This window comes from Afipia sp. GAS231 (genome assembly GCF_900103365.1).
Lineage (GTDB): Bacteria > Pseudomonadota > Alphaproteobacteria > Rhizobiales > Xanthobacteraceae > Bradyrhizobium.
On sequence record NZ_LT629703.1, the window covers coordinates 1,353,410 to 1,368,783 of the forward strand.

Annotated in this window: 13 protein-coding genes; 2 read left to right on the forward strand and 11 right to left on the reverse strand. The window is 63.1% G+C overall.

Annotated elements, in window-relative coordinates:
• Nucleotides 1-150 precede the first annotated feature (150 nt).
• The gene (locus tag BLS26_RS06550; RefSeq protein WP_092509473.1) at nt 151-858 is read left to right on the forward strand and encodes an adenylate/guanylate cyclase domain-containing protein; all 708 of its coding nucleotides are present in this window, start codon (nt 151-153) and stop codon (nt 856-858) included.
• A 375-nt stretch (nt 859-1,233) separates the two neighbouring features.
• Here BLS26_RS06550 and BLS26_RS06555 read toward each other — a convergent pair whose 3' ends face one another.
• The 6 genes from BLS26_RS06555 to BLS26_RS06575 form a co-directional block, all read right to left on the reverse strand.
• On the reverse strand, nt 1,234-2,196 hold the full coding sequence (locus BLS26_RS06555) for an IS110 family transposase (RefSeq protein WP_092509475.1): 963 nt from the start codon (nt 2,194-2,196) through the stop codon (nt 1,234-1,236).
• Nucleotides 2,197-2,555: 359 nt separating this feature from the next.
• A complete protein-coding gene (locus BLS26_RS36245; RefSeq protein WP_172804557.1) occupies nt 2,556-2,708 on the reverse strand; it encodes a hypothetical protein in 153 nt (50 codons plus the stop codon).
• A 157-nt stretch (nt 2,709-2,865) separates the two neighbouring features.
• Nucleotides 2,866-4,323: an NAD(P)/FAD-dependent oxidoreductase gene (locus BLS26_RS06560; RefSeq protein ID WP_092509477.1), complete on the reverse strand. Its 1,458-nt coding sequence runs from the start codon at nt 4,321-4,323 to the stop codon at nt 2,866-2,868.
• Nucleotides 4,324-4,468: 145 nt separating this feature from the next.
• Nucleotides 4,469-5,899 carry an adenosylhomocysteinase gene (gene ahcY / locus BLS26_RS06565; RefSeq protein ID WP_092509479.1) on the reverse strand — a complete coding sequence of 477 codons (1,431 nt, stop codon included), beginning with the start codon at nt 5,897-5,899 and terminating at the stop codon, nt 4,469-4,471.
• Between the two features lie 77 nt (nt 5,900-5,976).
• Nucleotides 5,977-7,239 carry a methionine adenosyltransferase gene (gene metK / locus BLS26_RS06570; protein ID WP_092509481.1) on the reverse strand — a complete coding sequence of 421 codons (1,263 nt, stop codon included), beginning with the start codon at nt 7,237-7,239 and terminating at the stop codon, nt 5,977-5,979.
• A 60-nt stretch (nt 7,240-7,299) separates the two neighbouring features.
• Nucleotides 7,300-8,655, reverse strand: a complete 1,356-nt coding sequence (locus BLS26_RS06575) for a hypothetical protein (RefSeq protein ID WP_092509483.1) — start codon at nt 8,653-8,655, stop codon at nt 7,300-7,302.
• 176 nt (nt 8,656-8,831) lie between these two features.
• On the opposite strand from BLS26_RS06575, the gene BLS26_RS06580 reads away from it, so the two are divergent.
• Nucleotides 8,832-10,538: a caspase family protein gene (locus tag BLS26_RS06580; protein WP_092509485.1), complete on the forward strand. Its 1,707-nt coding sequence runs from the start codon at nt 8,832-8,834 to the stop codon at nt 10,536-10,538.
• Nucleotides 10,539-10,550: 12 nt separating this feature from the next.
• Here the strand turns inward: BLS26_RS06580 and BLS26_RS06585 are convergent, their stop codons facing one another.
• Genes BLS26_RS06585 through BLS26_RS06605 form a run of 5 tightly spaced genes read right to left on the reverse strand, consistent with a single transcriptional unit; the run spans nt 10,551 to nt 15,372 of the window.
• The gene (locus BLS26_RS06585; protein WP_092509487.1) at nt 10,551-11,687 is read right to left on the reverse strand and encodes an NAD(P)/FAD-dependent oxidoreductase; all 1,137 of its coding nucleotides are present in this window, start codon (nt 11,685-11,687) and stop codon (nt 10,551-10,553) included.
• A gap of 52 nt (nt 11,688-11,739) precedes the next feature.
• Nucleotides 11,740-12,858 carry a cobalamin-independent methionine synthase II family protein gene (locus BLS26_RS06590; protein ID WP_092509489.1) on the reverse strand — a complete coding sequence of 373 codons (1,119 nt, stop codon included), beginning with the start codon at nt 12,856-12,858 and terminating at the stop codon, nt 11,740-11,742.
• A 24-nt stretch (nt 12,859-12,882) separates the two neighbouring features.
• The gene (locus BLS26_RS06595; RefSeq protein ID WP_092517716.1) at nt 12,883-13,599 is read right to left on the reverse strand and encodes an ABC transporter ATP-binding protein; all 717 of its coding nucleotides are present in this window, start codon (nt 13,597-13,599) and stop codon (nt 12,883-12,885) included.
• A complete protein-coding gene (locus BLS26_RS06600; protein ID WP_092509491.1) occupies nt 13,592-14,344 on the reverse strand; it encodes an ABC transporter ATP-binding protein in 753 nt (250 codons plus the stop codon). Before BLS26_RS06600 ends, BLS26_RS06595 begins: the two co-directional genes overlap by 8 nt.
• Nucleotides 14,341-15,372 (reverse strand): branched-chain amino acid ABC transporter permease, encoded by a 1,032-nt coding sequence (locus BLS26_RS06605; RefSeq protein WP_092509493.1) that lies wholly within the window; start codon nt 15,370-15,372, stop codon nt 14,341-14,343. Before BLS26_RS06605 ends, BLS26_RS06600 begins: the two co-directional genes overlap by 4 nt.
• Nucleotides 15,373-15,374: the final 2 nt, after the last annotated feature.

A 15,374-nucleotide genomic window follows, 5' to 3' on the forward strand; every position in this document is an offset into this window, starting at 1 on the left:
GGCTGATCGAAATGTTGCCGAAACACGGTTTTTCGGAGGCCCGGCTGCTAGCGGCCGATTCACAGCACCTTCACGGCACATGTCCCACGATCGGTGACGGTTTGAACGGACCCATGTCCGATCTTGGACCGCGATCGAAGGGAGTGAGTCATGACCTCGATGGAGTTGTTGTCCAATCCCGTTCCCTACGCGCCGCCGCTGCGCCACGGGCATATGGTGGCGATGTTCGTCGATCTGGATCATTTCATGCGGATCTGCACCGACGATCCGCCCGAAGCTGTATTCAGCCTAATCGGCGGCTTTCAGCGCGTCGTGACCGCCGCCGTGGCGAGCTTCAAGGGTGAACTCAACTCGTACCAGGGAGATGGCGTATTGGCCATCTTTGGCGACGTGGCCGGCCGGACCGATTGCGCGACGCGCGCGCTGAGATGCGCACGAGAGATCCTCGAACACATCGAAGCGCTCGGCCTGTACTACGTCAGCCTGAGCGGTCACCCGACCTCCGTCTCGATCGGCCTGCAATACGGGCCGGTCTGGGCCGGCACGATCGGAATTTCGAGACGCTTCGGCCCGACCCTGATCGGTGACGCCGTCAATGTCGCGACCAGGCTTGAGCAGCAGGCGCGACAACTCGACGCACAGGTCGTGGTGGGTAACGAGGTGATCCAAAGGGCGCGGCAGGAATCCAGTTCGCACGCGTGCGAACTGGAGCAGTTTGTGAATGTCGGCCCGCTATACGTTCACGGCCGAACAAGCCCGATCCATGTTTGGAAACTTCAAACCCGATCGAGCGAACTTCTGCCGAATAGCGGCACTGACGTCGAGCCGCACGCAGGCAAGCGATCCGCGAAATCCTAGACAGGCCACTCCGCGAAGTGGCGCCGCCAATGACCGTTTGGCGGCGCCATCTGATATCGGGGGCCTGATTCGCCCGACGACGTAACCTGCGAGGCCTGCGACAAATTGGCACGACGGGCAAATCACCGAAAGTATGTCGAGCCCTTCGCGCAAAAATATTTCGCTGGCCTCGTCGGGCAAATCAGACGTTCAATTCCCGCCATCCTGTCCCACCAGAGCAACTGTGCTGAAGTAAACCGGCGATCGGCCGGGCCTCAAGGCTGGCGCGGGGCGCGCCCCGCCTTCGGCGGCTTACGGCCTTGACCCCGTCCGCTCTCCGGTCTGTTGGCTTGGCATGCGCTCGGTCGATGACCGAGCGCGGTGAGGTGCGCTCGCTCAGTTCAGTGCGTAACGGCTGGGATCCCATTTCTGCCGTCGTGCGATCATGATGTTGAGGATGACGATGAGCTTGCGCATGCAGGCGACAAGCACCACTTTCGGCTTCTTTCCCTTGGCAATCAGGCGGTCGTAGAAGGCCTTGAGCACCGGGTTGTTCTGCGTGGCTGCGCCGAGGCAGGGCATGTAGATGGCGTTGCGGACCCAGCGGCGGCCACCCTTGATATGACGCTCACCGCGCCGATGGCCGCTATCGTCGTCGTACGGGGCGGCGCCTAATAACGCACCGGCGATCTTGTTGCTCACCTGCCCAAGCTCCGGCATCCCCGCAATGAGGTTGGCGGAGGTCGTTTCGGCGAGGCCCGGCACGCTCTCGATGATCTCGGCACGCTCGGCAAGGTGTGGCGAGGCCTTGATCTTGGCCGCAATTGCCGCCTCGAGCTTGGCAATTTCACTGACCAGATTCTTCAAGACGCGGGCATGCGTTTTCTGAACCAGTCCTGGTGCAGCATGCTCGTTTTGGCTTTGCAAGCGCGTCTTGAGATCACCCAGACCGATGCGCGCTTTCACCAGCGCCAGCAACTCCTCGCGTGCGGCATCGTGGGTCTGGCTCGGCGCCTCGGTAAATATCTCGGCGAACCAGGCGATCATCTCCGCGTCGATCACATCGTTCTTTGCCAGCCGGCCGGCCGATAGCGCGAAGCTGCGGACGCGTTTGGGGTCGACGATCCGCACCTCGACACCGGCCTGGCGCAGTAGCTTGGCCCAGTCACGCTCGTAACCGCCGCTCGCCTCCATCACAGCCCTGGTTGCCTTGTACTTGCGAAGCCAGGCCACCAGCTTGCGGTGGCCTTGTCCCGTGTTCGGACAGACCTGACGCAATGACAGCGAGCGAATGCACGCATCCACCTTGTCCTTTGCCACATCGATGCCCACGACAATGCGATCATCTTGTGCCATCATCCACTCCCTTCCTTGCTCGGTACGGGCTCGAAGCCCTTGCAACTGTTCGGGTTGAGGAAGACGCCGGAGCTGTCCCTCGCTCTGGTACAGGCTCTGTCGCCTTTGGGGCGTACGGGCTCAGTTCCAGCAACGGGCGGTTGGTCCGCAACCGCCCGTTCGCTCATTCTGCCAAATTTTTTGGACACAAGGGGCGTAGGCCATCGTCGCAAACGAGGGGGCGGGGAGCGGTGGACGCGACAGCGCACGAGACGAACGTGCTGTACTTGATCGCCCGGTCCCGGCTACGCCGAGGCTTCCGTATGTTGGCTCGCCGGAGCTTTAGCGGAGGCGGCAAGCCGGGCGATGACGATGGGATTGCCTCAGCTCCGCATCGCTTGCAGGCCCTTGAAGGTCAGGCGCTTGGGATCCTTGACCCCGGCCAGGTAGAGCCGGCGGATGAAGGCAACGACCGCCTCGCGATCGCAATCGGTCAACGCAACAATGGCATCAACGGCAATACGCTGGGCGTCCATGGGCTTCCTCGTGCTGACAGGTGCCTCAAGCCACCCAGCGTGCGGCACACCGGTTAATCCGGCGTTAACTGTCCAGCCATCTAGGCCGATTCGGAAGCACCTACGTATACGTGAAATAACGCATGAGACGACCCGACGCATCCTGGTCCGGCGGAACTCACGAATACTGCATCACCCCGTCATCGACCTTGCCGTAGCGCAAGGTGACGATGTCGAGCGCGTAGTTCTGGTACAGCCGCCACGGCCGCTTCGAGCCTTGCTTGGGCATTTTCGCGATCGAGCGCTGCACGTAGCCGGAGGAGAAATCCAGCGACGGCAATTCCGAGATCGAGGGATCGATATTGTGCGGCATGCACTGCTTGTAGCCGTGCCGGTCCATGTAGTTGACCAGGCGGCAGACATATTCGCAGGTCAAGTCGCATTTCAGCGTCCAGGACGCGTTGGTGTAGCCGAACGCCGAGGCCATGTTCGGCACGTCCGAATACATCATGCCCTTGTAGTTCAGCGTCTTGGAAAAATCGACCAGGCGGCCGTCGACGCTGACTTCGAGCCCGCCGAGCACCTGCAGCACCAGTCCGGTCGCGGTGACGATGACATCGGCCTCGAGTTCGCTCCCGTCCTTCAGCTTGATGCCGTTCCTGGTGAAGGTATCGATCTCGTTGGTGACGACGGAGGCCTGCTTGTCGCGGATCGACTTGAACAGGTCGCCGTCGGGCACCAGGCACAGCCGCTGATCCCAGGGATTGTAGCGCGGCGTGAAATGGGTGGCGATGTCGTAGTCCGGTCCCAGCGCCATCTTGACGCCGCCGAGGATCAGTTGCTTGACCCGTTCCGGCTTGCGCCGCGAGAGCTGGAAGAAATACATGCCGAACAGCACGTTGCGCCAGCGGATCAGATGATAGGCGAGCTTGGCCGACAGATTCCGCCGCAACTTGTTCGCCAGCGCATCCTCGGCCGGCCGCGCCACCACATAGGTCGGCGAGCGCTGCAGCATGGTGACGTGCGCGGCGGTCTTGGCCATCTCGGGCACCAGCGTCACGGCAGTGGCGCCCGAGCCGATCACGACGACGCGCTTGCCGGCATAGTCGAGATCGTCGGGCCATTTCTGCGGATGCACGATACGGCCGGCGAAGTCGGCTGTGCCCAGAAATTCCGGCGTGTAGCCTTCCTCGTATTTGTAATAGCCCGAGCACATGAACAGGAAATTGCAGGTGAAGCGCACCGTCTCGGTGGCGCCCTCGCCCGCGCTGCGCTCGGCTTCCACAGTCCAGCGCGCCTCCGGCGAGGACCACGACGCCCGTTTGACGCGATGATTGAAACGAATCTTGCTGTCGATACCGTTCTCGGTCGCGGTCTGCCGGACGTAGTTCAGAATGTTCGGCCCGTCGGCGATCGCCTTCGCCTCGGTCCACGGCTTGAAGGAATAGCCGAGCGTGAACATGTCGGAATCGGAGCGGATGCCGGGATAGCGAAACAGGTCCCAGGTGCCGCCGATGCAGTCGCGCCCTTCGAGGATGGCGTAGCTCTTGCCCGGGCACTTCTGCTGCAAGTGATAGCCCGCGCCGATACCGGACAGGCCGGCGCCGACAATGAGTACGTCGAAGTGTTCGGCCATATGGCCCCCTGCTTTCGCTGCCGTCATGGCCGGGCTCGTCCCGGCCATCCACGTCTTCCGCTCGTACCGACTCTAAATACGTGGATGCCCGGGACAAGCCCGGGCATGACCGAAATTGGCAGAATCTAGACGCGAAGGTTCGCGATCAATACCGGTAATGATCGCTCTTGAACGGGCCTTCCTGCTTGACGCCGATATAGTCGGCCTGGTCCTTGCGCAGCTCGGTCAGCTTGACGCCGATCTTGGCGAGGTGCAGCCGGGCCACCTTCTCGTCCAGCGACTTCGGCAGCACGTAGACTTCCTTCTTGTACTTCCCGTCCTTGTTGTTGGCCCAGAGTTCGATCTGCGCCAGCGTCTGGTTGGTGAACGACGCCGACATCACGAAGGACGGATGGCCCATCGCATTGCCGAGGTTCACCAGGCGGCCTTCCGACAGCATGATGATGCGGTGCTTGTCCGGGAATTCGATCTCGTCGACCTGCGGCTTGATGTTGGTCCACTTCAGGTTACGCAGACCCGCGATCTGGATCTCGTTGTCGAAGTGGCCGATGTTGCAGACGATGGCCCGGTCCTTCATCGCGCGCATGTGCTCGATGGTGATGATGTCCTTGTTGCCGGTCGCGGTGACGAAGATGTCGGCGCGCGGAGCGGCGTCTTCCATGGTCACGACTTCGTAGCCTTCCATCGCCGCCTGCAGCGCGCAGATCGGATCGATTTCGGAGACCATGACGCGGCAACCGGCCTGGCGCAGCGAGGCCGCCGAACCCTTGCCGACGTCGCCAAAACCCGCAACCATCGCGACCTTGCCGGACATCATGACGTCGGTGCCGCGGCGGATGCCGTCGACCAGCGATTCACGGCAGCCATAGAGGTTGTCGAACTTCGACTTGGTGACGCTGTCGTTGACGTTGATCGCCGGCCAAAGCAGCGTGCCGGCCTTCTGCATGTCATAGAGACGATGCACGCCCGTGGTGGTCTCTTCGGAAACGCCCTTGATGCTCTTGGCGATCTCGGCGAAGTAGCCCTTGGGCCTTTCCTTGAGCTGCTTCTTGAGAAGCGCGAAGAAGACTTCCTCTTCTTCCGAACCCGGCTTGTCCAGGAACTTGGTATCGCCGTTCTCGGCGCGCAGACCGAGATGGACGTACATGGTGGCGTCGCCGCCGTCGTCGAGGATCATGTTCGGGTGGCCGCCACCGTGCCAGTCGAACAGCTTGGCGGTGTAATCCCAGTATTCGGCGAGCGTCTCGCCCTTGACGGCGAACACCGGAATGCCGGCGGCTGCGATCGCCGCCGCCGCATGGTCCTGCGTCGAATAGATGTTGCAGGAGACCCAGCGGATGTCGGCGCCGAGCGCGGCCAGCGTCTCGATCAGCACGCCGGTCTGGATCGTCATGTGCAGCGAGCCGGCGATACGCGCGCCCTTCAAAGGTTGTTTGGGGCCGTATTCCTCGCGCGTCGCCATCAGGCCGGGCATCTCGGTCTCGGCCAGCGAGAGTTCCTTGCGGCCGAATTCGGCGAGCGAAATGTCCTTGACGATGTAGTCGGTGAAGGCGGGCTTCTTGGCGGCGGCGGTCATGTGGTTGATCCCTTAGAAAAGCATATTCCGAAAAGCGCTGGGGCTTTCCGGAATACGCAGGACGATTACGGAGAAAATCAGAACGCCTTCTTCAGCGCGGCGGCCAGATCGGTCTTTTCCCAGGAGAAGCCGCCGTCCTTGTCAGGGGCGCGGCCGAAATGACCGTACGACGCGGTACGGCGATAGATCGGACGGTTGAGCTTCAGCGTGCGGCGAATGTTGGTCGGCGTCAGGCGGAACAATTCCGGCAGCACCTTCTCGAGCTTCTTCTCGTCGACATTGCCGGTCCCGTGGGTATCCACCAGCAGCGACATCGGATCGGCGACGCCGATCGCGTAAGCGACCTGGATGGTGCAGCGTTCGGCCAGACCCGCGGCCACCACGTTCTTGGCAAGATAGCGCGCGGCATAGGCCGCCGAGCGGTCGACCTTGGTCGGATCCTTGCCGGAGAACGCGCCGCCGCCGTGCGGCGCATAGCCGCCGTAGGTGTCGACGATGATCTTGCGGCCGGTCAGACCGCAATCCCCGTCGGGTCCGCCGATCACGAAGTTGCCGGTCGGGTTGACCAGGAAGTCCGAAGACTTCTGCGGCATCCAGCCCTTCGGCAAGGCCTTCTCGACCTCATGACCGATCATGTCCTTGATCAGGCCGGGCGAATACTTCTTGCCGTTGCGGCTCTTCTCGTTGTGCTGGGTCGAGACCACGACCTTGGCGCAGCCGACCGGCTTGCCGTCGACATACTTGACCGTGACTTGGCTCTTGGAGTCGGGCTGCAGGTCGAACATCTGTCCGCTGCGGCGCTTGTCCGACAGCACCTTCAAAATCCGGTGCGCGAAGAAGATCGGCGCCGGCATGTAGGAGCCCTTTTCGTAGACTTCGCTCTCGGTGCAGGCGTAGCCGAACATCATGCCCTGATCGCCGGCGCCTTCTTCTTCGCCGCTCTTCTTTTTCTTGGCATCGACGCCCATCGCGATGTCGGACGACTGGCCGTGCAGCAGCACCTCGACGTCGGCGCCGTGATAGGAGAAGCCGTTCTGGTCGTAGCCGATGTCCTTGACGACATCGCGCGCAATCTGGGTGATCAGTTCGCGATCCACCACCGACTTGCCGTGGATGTCGCGGAAGAGCTGGCCGCGGCCTTCGCCGGCGACCACGATCTTGTTGGTGGTGCACAGCGTCTCACAGCCGAGGCGCGTATTGACCGCGCTGTCGTCGGCGATGCCGAGTTTGACGTCCTTCTCGAGGAAGGCATCGAGGATCGCGTCGGAGATTTGATCCGAAACCTTGTCCGGATGACCCTCGGAAACCGACTCGCTGGTGAACAGATAGGACGCGCGCATCAACCAACCCCTTGTTGCCGCCTGCTGTCGGCGGCTGTCTGTGTGATCTATCCTGGAATGTCAGTCTCGACGGCGCGATATGACGTAGGATTCGTCGTAAAACCAAAGCCCATTATGCTTGCGCAGAACCTCTCTGGTGGCATCGAGGGTCCGGCCGTTTTCAGTCATTTCCGTCAACCGATCGTCTTCGATCTGGGCGACATACACCGCCGCGTTCCACGCCGCAAAAGCCGTCGAGGTTCCGATCGAGCCGGTCACCTCGTTGGGCAGCGCTTCCATATCATAACGGAAGATAGAACGGTTATCGGCGTAGGCATTAAAGTTAAGGTCCCGCCCGGCCGACCCGAGCTCGTATTTCACCGCGCGGAGTAGCTCATGACGGCTCACAGCGAAAGGATTTTCTCCCGGCCAGACCGATTGGATGATTTCGAGGCCCGGATCCTGCCCGTGGGAGTGAATTCCAATCAAACGCCCCCCTGCCCGCAGCGCCCGGGCCAAGGGGGCGATAATCCGCTTGGCGCGGAAATTCACAGAGGATTTTGCCCGGTAGGGCTGGGAAGCGATCACAAGGTCGAAATTGGCCTCGGTCCGGCCCGCCCTTGGGATGATCGAATCAAGCAGGAATCGGTGGTCCTCCCGGTAGACCACCAGCGCCACCGGCCGTTCATAGATCGGCATGCCGGTCCGGGGGCTGATATTGGCGCGCCAATTCTGCTCCAGAAATGGTCCCAATTCGCCGATCTGGGCCTCGAATTCACCCGACGACGCCCCCCGCAGGGCGACCTCATGCCAGATCATACCGGCCGCCGCCGCGGGCGAGGCCGGCGTCAGCCATGGCGCCTCGGCGTAGTACATGTTGGTCAGCACGAACACGGTTGCCGGGTGCTCGAACATCCGGTCCGGCACCTTGTCCAGCGTCAGCCGGACGTCCTCCAGGCTGAGCTCCTTGCCGGCGATGTAGAACGGCATATGCGGAAAGCGGCCGTGCATCGAGCGCATCACCCGCGCCAGCACCGTACCGTCGCCGACGCCGGCGTCGAATACCCGCAGCGCCGGCGGCCGTGGATGCAGGCTGGTAAGCTCCAGCGCCACCCGTTCCGCAATCACCCGCTTCTCGCTGCAGGTGTGAACGAACAGCAGGTATTTCTGCCGGTTCTCGAAGAAGCGAAAATTGCCGCGCGGGTCGCGCTTCTCGGGCGGCACCTGCAACCCCCGCGGCGGCGGCAGCCCGCCGGGCGTGGAGGCGGCGACATAGGCCTGGATGCGGTCCAGCGTGTCGATGGTAATGCGCTTGCCCTCGCGCAGCCGGTGCACCAGCTTGCCGTCGTTGACGGCCCGGCGGCCGAACGTGGTTTCCGCCATATCAGCCTGGCGGCAGAAATCGGAAATCAGGCTGAGGATCTGGTCGTTCTTCATCGGGCGGGTATTCGAGGACCGGCTTGGGACGCCCGGGTGGGCAGCGGCGGATCGTCCGGTTGTCCTACCACCATCTGCCCAATGGGGGAAAGGCGGCGCTTGAACCGGCGGACCGCGGAGCGCAACAAAAGCCCGGACGCCCTTCCCGTCATTGCGAGCGAAGCAAAGCCATCCAGATGCGCCGTTTGATGCTGATCCTCACCATGGCCCTGTCGGCGCTGTGGACGATGCCCGCCCTCGCCCAGTCGCGGTCGCAGCTTGGGCCGCTCTGCACCTCGGAGACCACGCCGGCCGATCAGCAGATTGACGCCTGCAACAAGATCATCGCGCTGAAGGCGTTTTCCGGCGCCCAACTCGCCCAGGTCTACTTCTGGCGCGCGGTCGGCTGGAACAAGAAGGGCAACTACCCGCAGGTGATCGCTGACACCACCGAGGCGCTGCGGCTCAAGCCCGACCAGGCGCTCTATAATCTGCGTGGCTCCGCCTATTTCGACAAGGGCGAGTACGATATCGCGATTGCGGACTACAACGACGCGCTGCGGAGCGGTCCGCCAAGCGGCACCATCTTTCACAACCGCGGCAACGCGTTTCGCGGCAAGGGCGACTATGCCAAGGCGATCGCCGATTACGATCAGGCGAACAAGCTCAGCCCGAATGCCTATTCCCTGCTGAACCGTGGCCTGTCGAAGCAGGCGCTCGGCAATCTCGACGGCGCGCTCGCCGACATCAACGACGCGATCCGGCTCGATCCGTCCCTGCCCTCCGGCCTGATCGACCGCGCCGTGGTCTGGCGCGCCAAGGGCGACCTCGACCGCGCCATCGCCGACGGCACCGAGGCGATCCGGCTCGCCAGGGCCAAGGCCCCCGTCAACATCATGACGCCGCCCGGCAGCGTGTTGATCTCGGCCTACACCCAGCGTGCGCTCGCCTATGAGGCCAAGGGCGATTTCGACAACGCGAAAAAGGATTACGCAGCAGTGCTGGAAGGCCGCGCCTCGGATGCCGGCAGCAAGGCCAACCAGGCGACCGCGAAAGTCCGCCTGTCGCTGCTGTCGGAGGCGCCGGCCCCTCCCCCACCGCGGAACGCGATCACAGGTCCCTCGCCGTTTGGCTCGGCAGCAAAACGGGCGGAGTCTCCGGCGCCCGTGCAAAGCGTGGCGACAAGCCGGCGCGTGGCGCTCGTGATCGGCAATGGTTCCTATGCGCATGTCAAAGCCTTGCCCAACCCCTCCAACGATGCACGCGCGATCGCGAAGAGCCTGCGCGACATCGGATTTTCGGTGACGGAGGGTATCGACCTCGACCGCGCGGCGATGCAGACCATGACCCGCGAATTTCTGCGTGAAGCGGCGCGGGCCCAAATTGCGGTGGTCTATTATGCCGGCCACGGCGTGCAGATCGACGGCCGCAATTATCTGGTGCCGGTCGACATCCAGTTTCAGAGCGGCACCGACGTGACCGCTGTCATGATGGACATGGATACGATCTTGGCCGGCCTCGACGACCAGGTCCGCACCAACATCCTGATCCTCGACGCCTGCCGCAACAATCCGATGGCGCCGAAAGTTGTCTCTGCGGGCGCCAGCCGCGGCATCGAAGCAGGCTCAGGCCTCGCTGCGCCGACCTCGCTCGGCGCCGGCTCCACGCTCGGCGCAGGCACCCTGATCGCGTTTGCGACCGCGCCCGGACAGGTCGCGCTCGACGGCGAAGGCGCCAACAGCCCGTTCTCGGCAGCGCTATCGCGCCACATCGGCACGCCCGGGCTCGAGGTGCAGCAGATGCTGACCCGCGTGCGCGCCGAAGTCGTCGCCGCGACGAAATCGAAGCAGGTGCCGTGGTCGAATTCGTCGCTGCTCGGCGAGGTTTATCTGGTGGAGAAGTAAGCCGCACGCGACCTAGCTCGCGTGAGCCACATACGCCTTCACGCTCCCGGCGATCCGTTGCGCCTCGATCGCAATCTCGCGCAGTTGGCCCGTCGGCACCGTGATCTGACCGCAAAAATAAAGGCCCGGCGCAGCGGTGACCTGTCCCGTCAACAGCGGCATGCCGTGTTGATCGAACACGCCCTGCACATCCGGGATTAATCGCCGCAGATCGGGCCGGAAACCCGTCGCCAGAATGACGGCATCGAACGGCTCGGCGCGCGCATCGGTGAACGTGACGCCATCAGCCGTAAAGCGATCGATGCCGCCGCGTATCCTGATCGAACCGTCGCTGATGCGGGCGAGCGTGCCGATATCGATCAGCGGTACGCGCCCATCCTCTTCGACCATCTGCCGCGGTCCCTTCGCGGCACGCCGGAGGCCGAGTTTTTCGAAATCGCCCACGGCCAGCCGCAGCACCGGCGCGTTGATGAAATCCACCAGACGTGCCGGCAGCCGCCGATACAGGATCGCCCACGACAGAATCGGAAATCCCAGCAGGTCGCGCGGCAGAATCTGGACGGGCCCCCGCACCGCTAACGCGACGTCGATGCCGGCATTGGCAAGCTCGAGCGCGATCTCGCCGCCGGAATTACCGAAGCCGACCACCAATACGCGCTTGCCCGCGAAGGAATCCGGATTGCGGTATTCACTGCTATGGATCACGCGACCAGCAAAGGTCTCCGATCCGGGCCATGACGGACGATACGGCGCGTCCGCAATCCCTGTCGCAATCACCATCGCGCGCGCGTTGATCGGGCCTTGAGCCGTATCGGCGTGCCATCGCGCGCCGTCGCGGTGAATCCGCGATACCTCGGTGTCGAATACCGGACTGATATCGAAGCGAGCGGCATAGCTTTCGAGATAGGCGACCATCTGCCCACGGGAGGGATAGGCCGGATAGTCTGACGGCATCGGCATTCCCGGCAAGCCGGAATGGCCGCGGTCGGTGTGGAGGTGGAGCCGGTCGTAGTGCCGCCGCCAGACTGCGCCGACGCTATCGGCTTTTTCGAAGACCGTGACGGACAACCCCGCAGCTCGCATCGTCGCCGCGCAAGCAAGCCCCGCGGGGCCTGCGCCGACGATGATGGCATCGAGATCGAGCTTCATGTTATCCACCCTGCCCGCGCGAACGCGACAGCCGGAAGGAACGAGGGAAAGTCTACTTCCCCCACACCTCGTTCGCGACTTCGACCGCGAGCCGCAGCTTGGCCCACTGCTCTTCTTCGGACAGGATGTTGCCTTCCTCGGTCGAGGCAAAGCCGCATTGGGGGGATACCGCGAGCTGGTCGAGCGGAGCGAATTTGGCGGCTTCCTCGAGCCGGCGCTTGATGTCGTCCTTCTTCTCGAGCTCGCCGAATTTCGAGGTGATGACGCCGACCACGACGATCTTGTTGCCCTTGGGCAGATAGCGCAGCGGCTCGAATCCGCCGGCGCGGTCGGAATCATATTCCAGGAAATAGCCGTCGTAGTTGGTACCGGCCAGCATGGTCTCGGCCACCGGCTCGTAGCCGCCGGACGAAATCCAGGTGGAGCGGAAATTGCCGCGGCAGACATGGGTGGTGACGACCATGTCGGCAGGCTTGTCGGCCAGCGCGTAGTTGATGACGCGCGCGTAGATCTCCTGCAAGCCGTCCGGGTTATCGCCGCGCTCGCGGGCCTTGTGCAATTCTTCCTGCGAGCAGAGATAGGCCCAGACTGTATCGTCGAACTGCAGATAGCGGCAGCCGGCGTCGTAGAACGCCTTCACCGCCTTGCGGTAGGTCTTGCCGAGATCCATGAAGAACGATTCGAGATCGGGATAGACGTCCTTTGAGATCGCCTTGCGACCACCGCGGAAATGCAGCACCGCGGGCGACGGGATCGTCATCTTGGCGGTGACATGCGCCGTATCGGCATGCTTTTTCAGGAACCTGAAATGATCCAGCATCGGATGGTTGTCGGGAAAGTCGAGCTTGCCGATGACGCGGATGGCATCATGCCGGGTCTGCACGCCGGCGAACTGGATCCCCTGATCGGGGTGGTACAGTTCGCAACCGGTGAGATGGCTGAGGAAATCGAAATGCCACCAGGAGCGGCGGAATTCGCCGTCGGTCGCTAGCTTCAGACCAGTCGAGGCCTGCCGGTGCACGACCTTTTCGATCTCCATATCCTCGGCCTTGCGCAGATCTTCAGCCGTGATCTCGCCCTTCTCCAGTCTGGCCCGCGCTTCCTTGATGCGCGGCGGCCGCAACAGGCTGCCGACCTCGTCGGCGCGGAAGGGGGCTTTGGTTCTCTGCATGGTCTCAACTCCCGAGAATTTTATTCAATGTGCTGCGGCACCCGCAACGCCGAGATAGCGCTCGAGCACAGCCGGATCGGCCTTCAACGCGGCACTTGCCGCATCGTGAACGATCGCGCCGCGTTCCAATATCACAACACGATCGGCCAGCCCCAGAATCTTTTGGGCATTCTGCTCGACGATGATGGAGCAGATGCCTCCGGCCCGGGTGATGGTGCCGAGCGCCCGCAGCAACTCCTCGACGATGATTGGCGCCAGCCCCTCGGTCGGCTCGTCCAGCAGCAGTACTTTTGGATTGAGGGTCAGCGCCCGGCCGATCGCCAGCATCTGCTGCTCGCCGCCAGACAACTGGTTGCCGAAATTGCCGCGGCGTTCCCTCAGCCGCGGAAACATCTCGTAAACCTTTTCGACGGTCCAGGGTCCCGGCTGGGCCACCGCAGTCATGTTCTCTTCAACTGTGAGCGAGCGGAAGATATTGCGCTCCTGTGGCACCCAGCCGATCCCGGCGCGCGCCCGCTGGTCCGGCCGCATCGTGGTGATATCGAGCCCTGCCAGCGCCACGGTGCCGCCGAAGCGACGGGTGACGCCGACGATCGAGTTGATCAGGGTGGTCTTGCCGGTGCCATTGCGTCCCAACAGTGCCAGCACCTGGCCTTCGCCTAGCGTCAGCGACATCGAGGGCAACACCACGGCTTCGCCGTAGCCGGCGCGCAGGCTGTCGATGGCGAGCAGATCAGACATCGGCGGCCTCACCGAGATAGACCGCCTTGACCTGGGGATCCCGCGCCACTTCGTCCGGCGGGCCTTCCACCAGCATGGCGCCGTTGACCAGCACCGAAATGCGGTCGGCGAACGAGAACACCAGATCCATGTCGTGCTCGATCAGCAGCACTGTAACGTCGCGCGGCAAAGCCGCAACAGCAGCCAGGATGTCGTGGCGCTCGCTCGCAGGCACGCCGGCGGCGGGCTCGTCGAGCAGCAGCACACGCGGTTTGGTCGCAATCGCCACCGCGATCTCGAGCAGGCGCTGCTTGCCGTAAGGCAACGTCGCGGTGCGTTCGTTCATGACGTCGAGCAGATGAAAACGATCCAGCGTTTCCGCGATCTCCTGATTGACGTCGCTGCGCGTCCCCATCCGTCGCCACCAGTCGCCGCCGCGACCGAGCCGCTCCGAGACCGCCAGCCCGACGGTCTCTAACGGCGTCAGGTCGGCATAGAGCTGATTGATCTGAAAGGTGCGCGACAGCCCGCGCAGCACCCGCGTGTGAACCGGCAGATCGGTGATGTCGTTACCTTCCAGCAAAATTCGCCCCGCATTGGGCTTCAGCACGCCGGTGAGGAGGTTGATCACGGTGGTCTTGCCGGCGCCGTTCGGTCCGATCAGCGCATGGCGGGCGCCCTGCTCGACCCGCAGCGACAGGTCACGCGTGACGCGAAGCCCGCCGAAGGACTTCTCCAATCCTTTTGTTTCCAGCGCAGTTGTCATGACGCATCGCTTTCGGGAACGGCCACGACGGCCTTGCGTCCGGCAAATTGCCGGATCACGAGGTTGGGCAACCACAGCGCCCCGCGATGGATGCGGTCGCGGCCGACCAGCACGATCACGACCAGCACGAGGCCGATCCAGAACTGCCAGTATTGTGGCGTGATAGTCGAGAAGAACTCCTGCAGCATCTTGAACACGACGGCGCCGATCAGCCCGCCATAGAGATAGCCGGTGCCGCCGATGACCAGCACCAGCATCAGGTCGGCTGAGCGCTCGAACGAAAACACGTCGAGCGAGGCCAGCGCCGTGGTCTGGGTGAACAGCGCGCCGGCGATGCCGGCATAAAATGCCGCTACCGTATAGATCGCAATCAGGCGGTGATTGACCGGAACGCCGATGGCAGAAGCCCGCAACGGATTGTTCTTGATGGCGCGTAACGACAACCCGAACGGCGAGTGCACGATCCGGCGCGCCAAAAGGAACATCAGAAACAGCACGATCAGCGAATAGAAGAAGCCGGTCTTGCCGAACATGTCGAAGGCAAACAGGCCGAGGATCGGCGCCATCTCGATGCCCTGCAGCCCGTCGGTACCGCCGGTGATGTTGGAGAAGCGTTCCGCCAGCGCTTCCAGCAGCAGCGCGATGCCGAGCGTCACCATCAGCCGGGTCAGGTCGACGCCCCGGATCACCAGAAAACTGGTGAGGAAGCCGAGCACCATGGCGACCAGACCTGCCGCGACCAGCGCCAGCACCGGCTCGGTGATGATGCCATGCAGCGCCAGCAATCCCGCGCAATAGGCGCCGACGCCGAAGAACGCGGCGTGGCCCAATGAGACGATGCCGGCATAACCGAGGATCAGGTCGAGCGACAGCGCGAACAGCGCCAGCCGGACGATGTCGGTCATGATCAGATAACGTGACGGAAACAGGAACGCGCAGGAAGCCGCGAGAATCCAGAACGCGATCTCGGCCGGACGCCAGCGCGCGCTGGCGATCGCATGGGATGAGACGTCGAGAAGCGTGGTCATCG

Bases quoted from the DNA above. Each gene is read 5' to 3' on its own strand.
- BLS26_RS06595 (WP_092517716.1), bottom strand. From the start codon at position 13,599: ATGTCTGATCTGCTCGCCATCGACAGCCTGCGCGCCGGCTACGGCGAA.
- BLS26_RS36245 (WP_172804557.1), bottom strand. From the start codon at position 2,708: ATGGACGCCCAGCGTATTGCCGTTGATGCCATTGTTGCGTTGACCGAT.
- BLS26_RS06560 (WP_092509477.1), bottom strand. From the start codon at position 4,323: ATGGCCGAACACTTCGACGTACTCATTGTCGGCGCCGGCCTGTCCGGT.
- BLS26_RS06575 (WP_092509483.1), bottom strand. From the start codon at position 8,655: ATGAAGAACGACCAGATCCTCAGCCTGATTTCCGATTTCTGCCGCCAG.
- BLS26_RS06600 (WP_092509491.1), bottom strand. From the start codon at position 14,344: ATGACAACTGCGCTGGAAACAAAAGGATTGGAGAAGTCCTTCGGCGGG.
- BLS26_RS06555 (WP_092509475.1), bottom strand. From the start codon at position 2,196: ATGATGGCACAAGATGATCGCATTGTCGTGGGCATCGATGTGGCAAAG.
- ahcY (WP_092509479.1), bottom strand. From the start codon at position 5,899: ATGACCGCCGCCGCCAAGAAGCCCGCCTTCACCGACTACATCGTCAAG.
- metK (WP_092509481.1), bottom strand. From the start codon at position 7,239: ATGCGCGCGTCCTATCTGTTCACCAGCGAGTCGGTTTCCGAGGGTCAT.
- BLS26_RS06605 (WP_092509493.1), bottom strand. From the start codon at position 15,372: ATGACCACGCTTCTCGACGTCTCATCCCATGCGATCGCCAGCGCGCGC.
- BLS26_RS06580 (WP_092509485.1), top strand. From the start codon at position 8,832: ATGCGCCGTTTGATGCTGATCCTCACCATGGCCCTGTCGGCGCTGTGG.
- BLS26_RS06550 (WP_092509473.1), top strand. From the start codon at position 151: ATGACCTCGATGGAGTTGTTGTCCAATCCCGTTCCCTACGCGCCGCCG.
- BLS26_RS06590 (WP_092509489.1), bottom strand. From the start codon at position 12,858: ATGCAGAGAACCAAAGCCCCCTTCCGCGCCGACGAGGTCGGCAGCCTG.
- BLS26_RS06585 (WP_092509487.1), bottom strand. From the start codon at position 11,687: ATGAAGCTCGATCTCGATGCCATCATCGTCGGCGCAGGCCCCGCGGGG.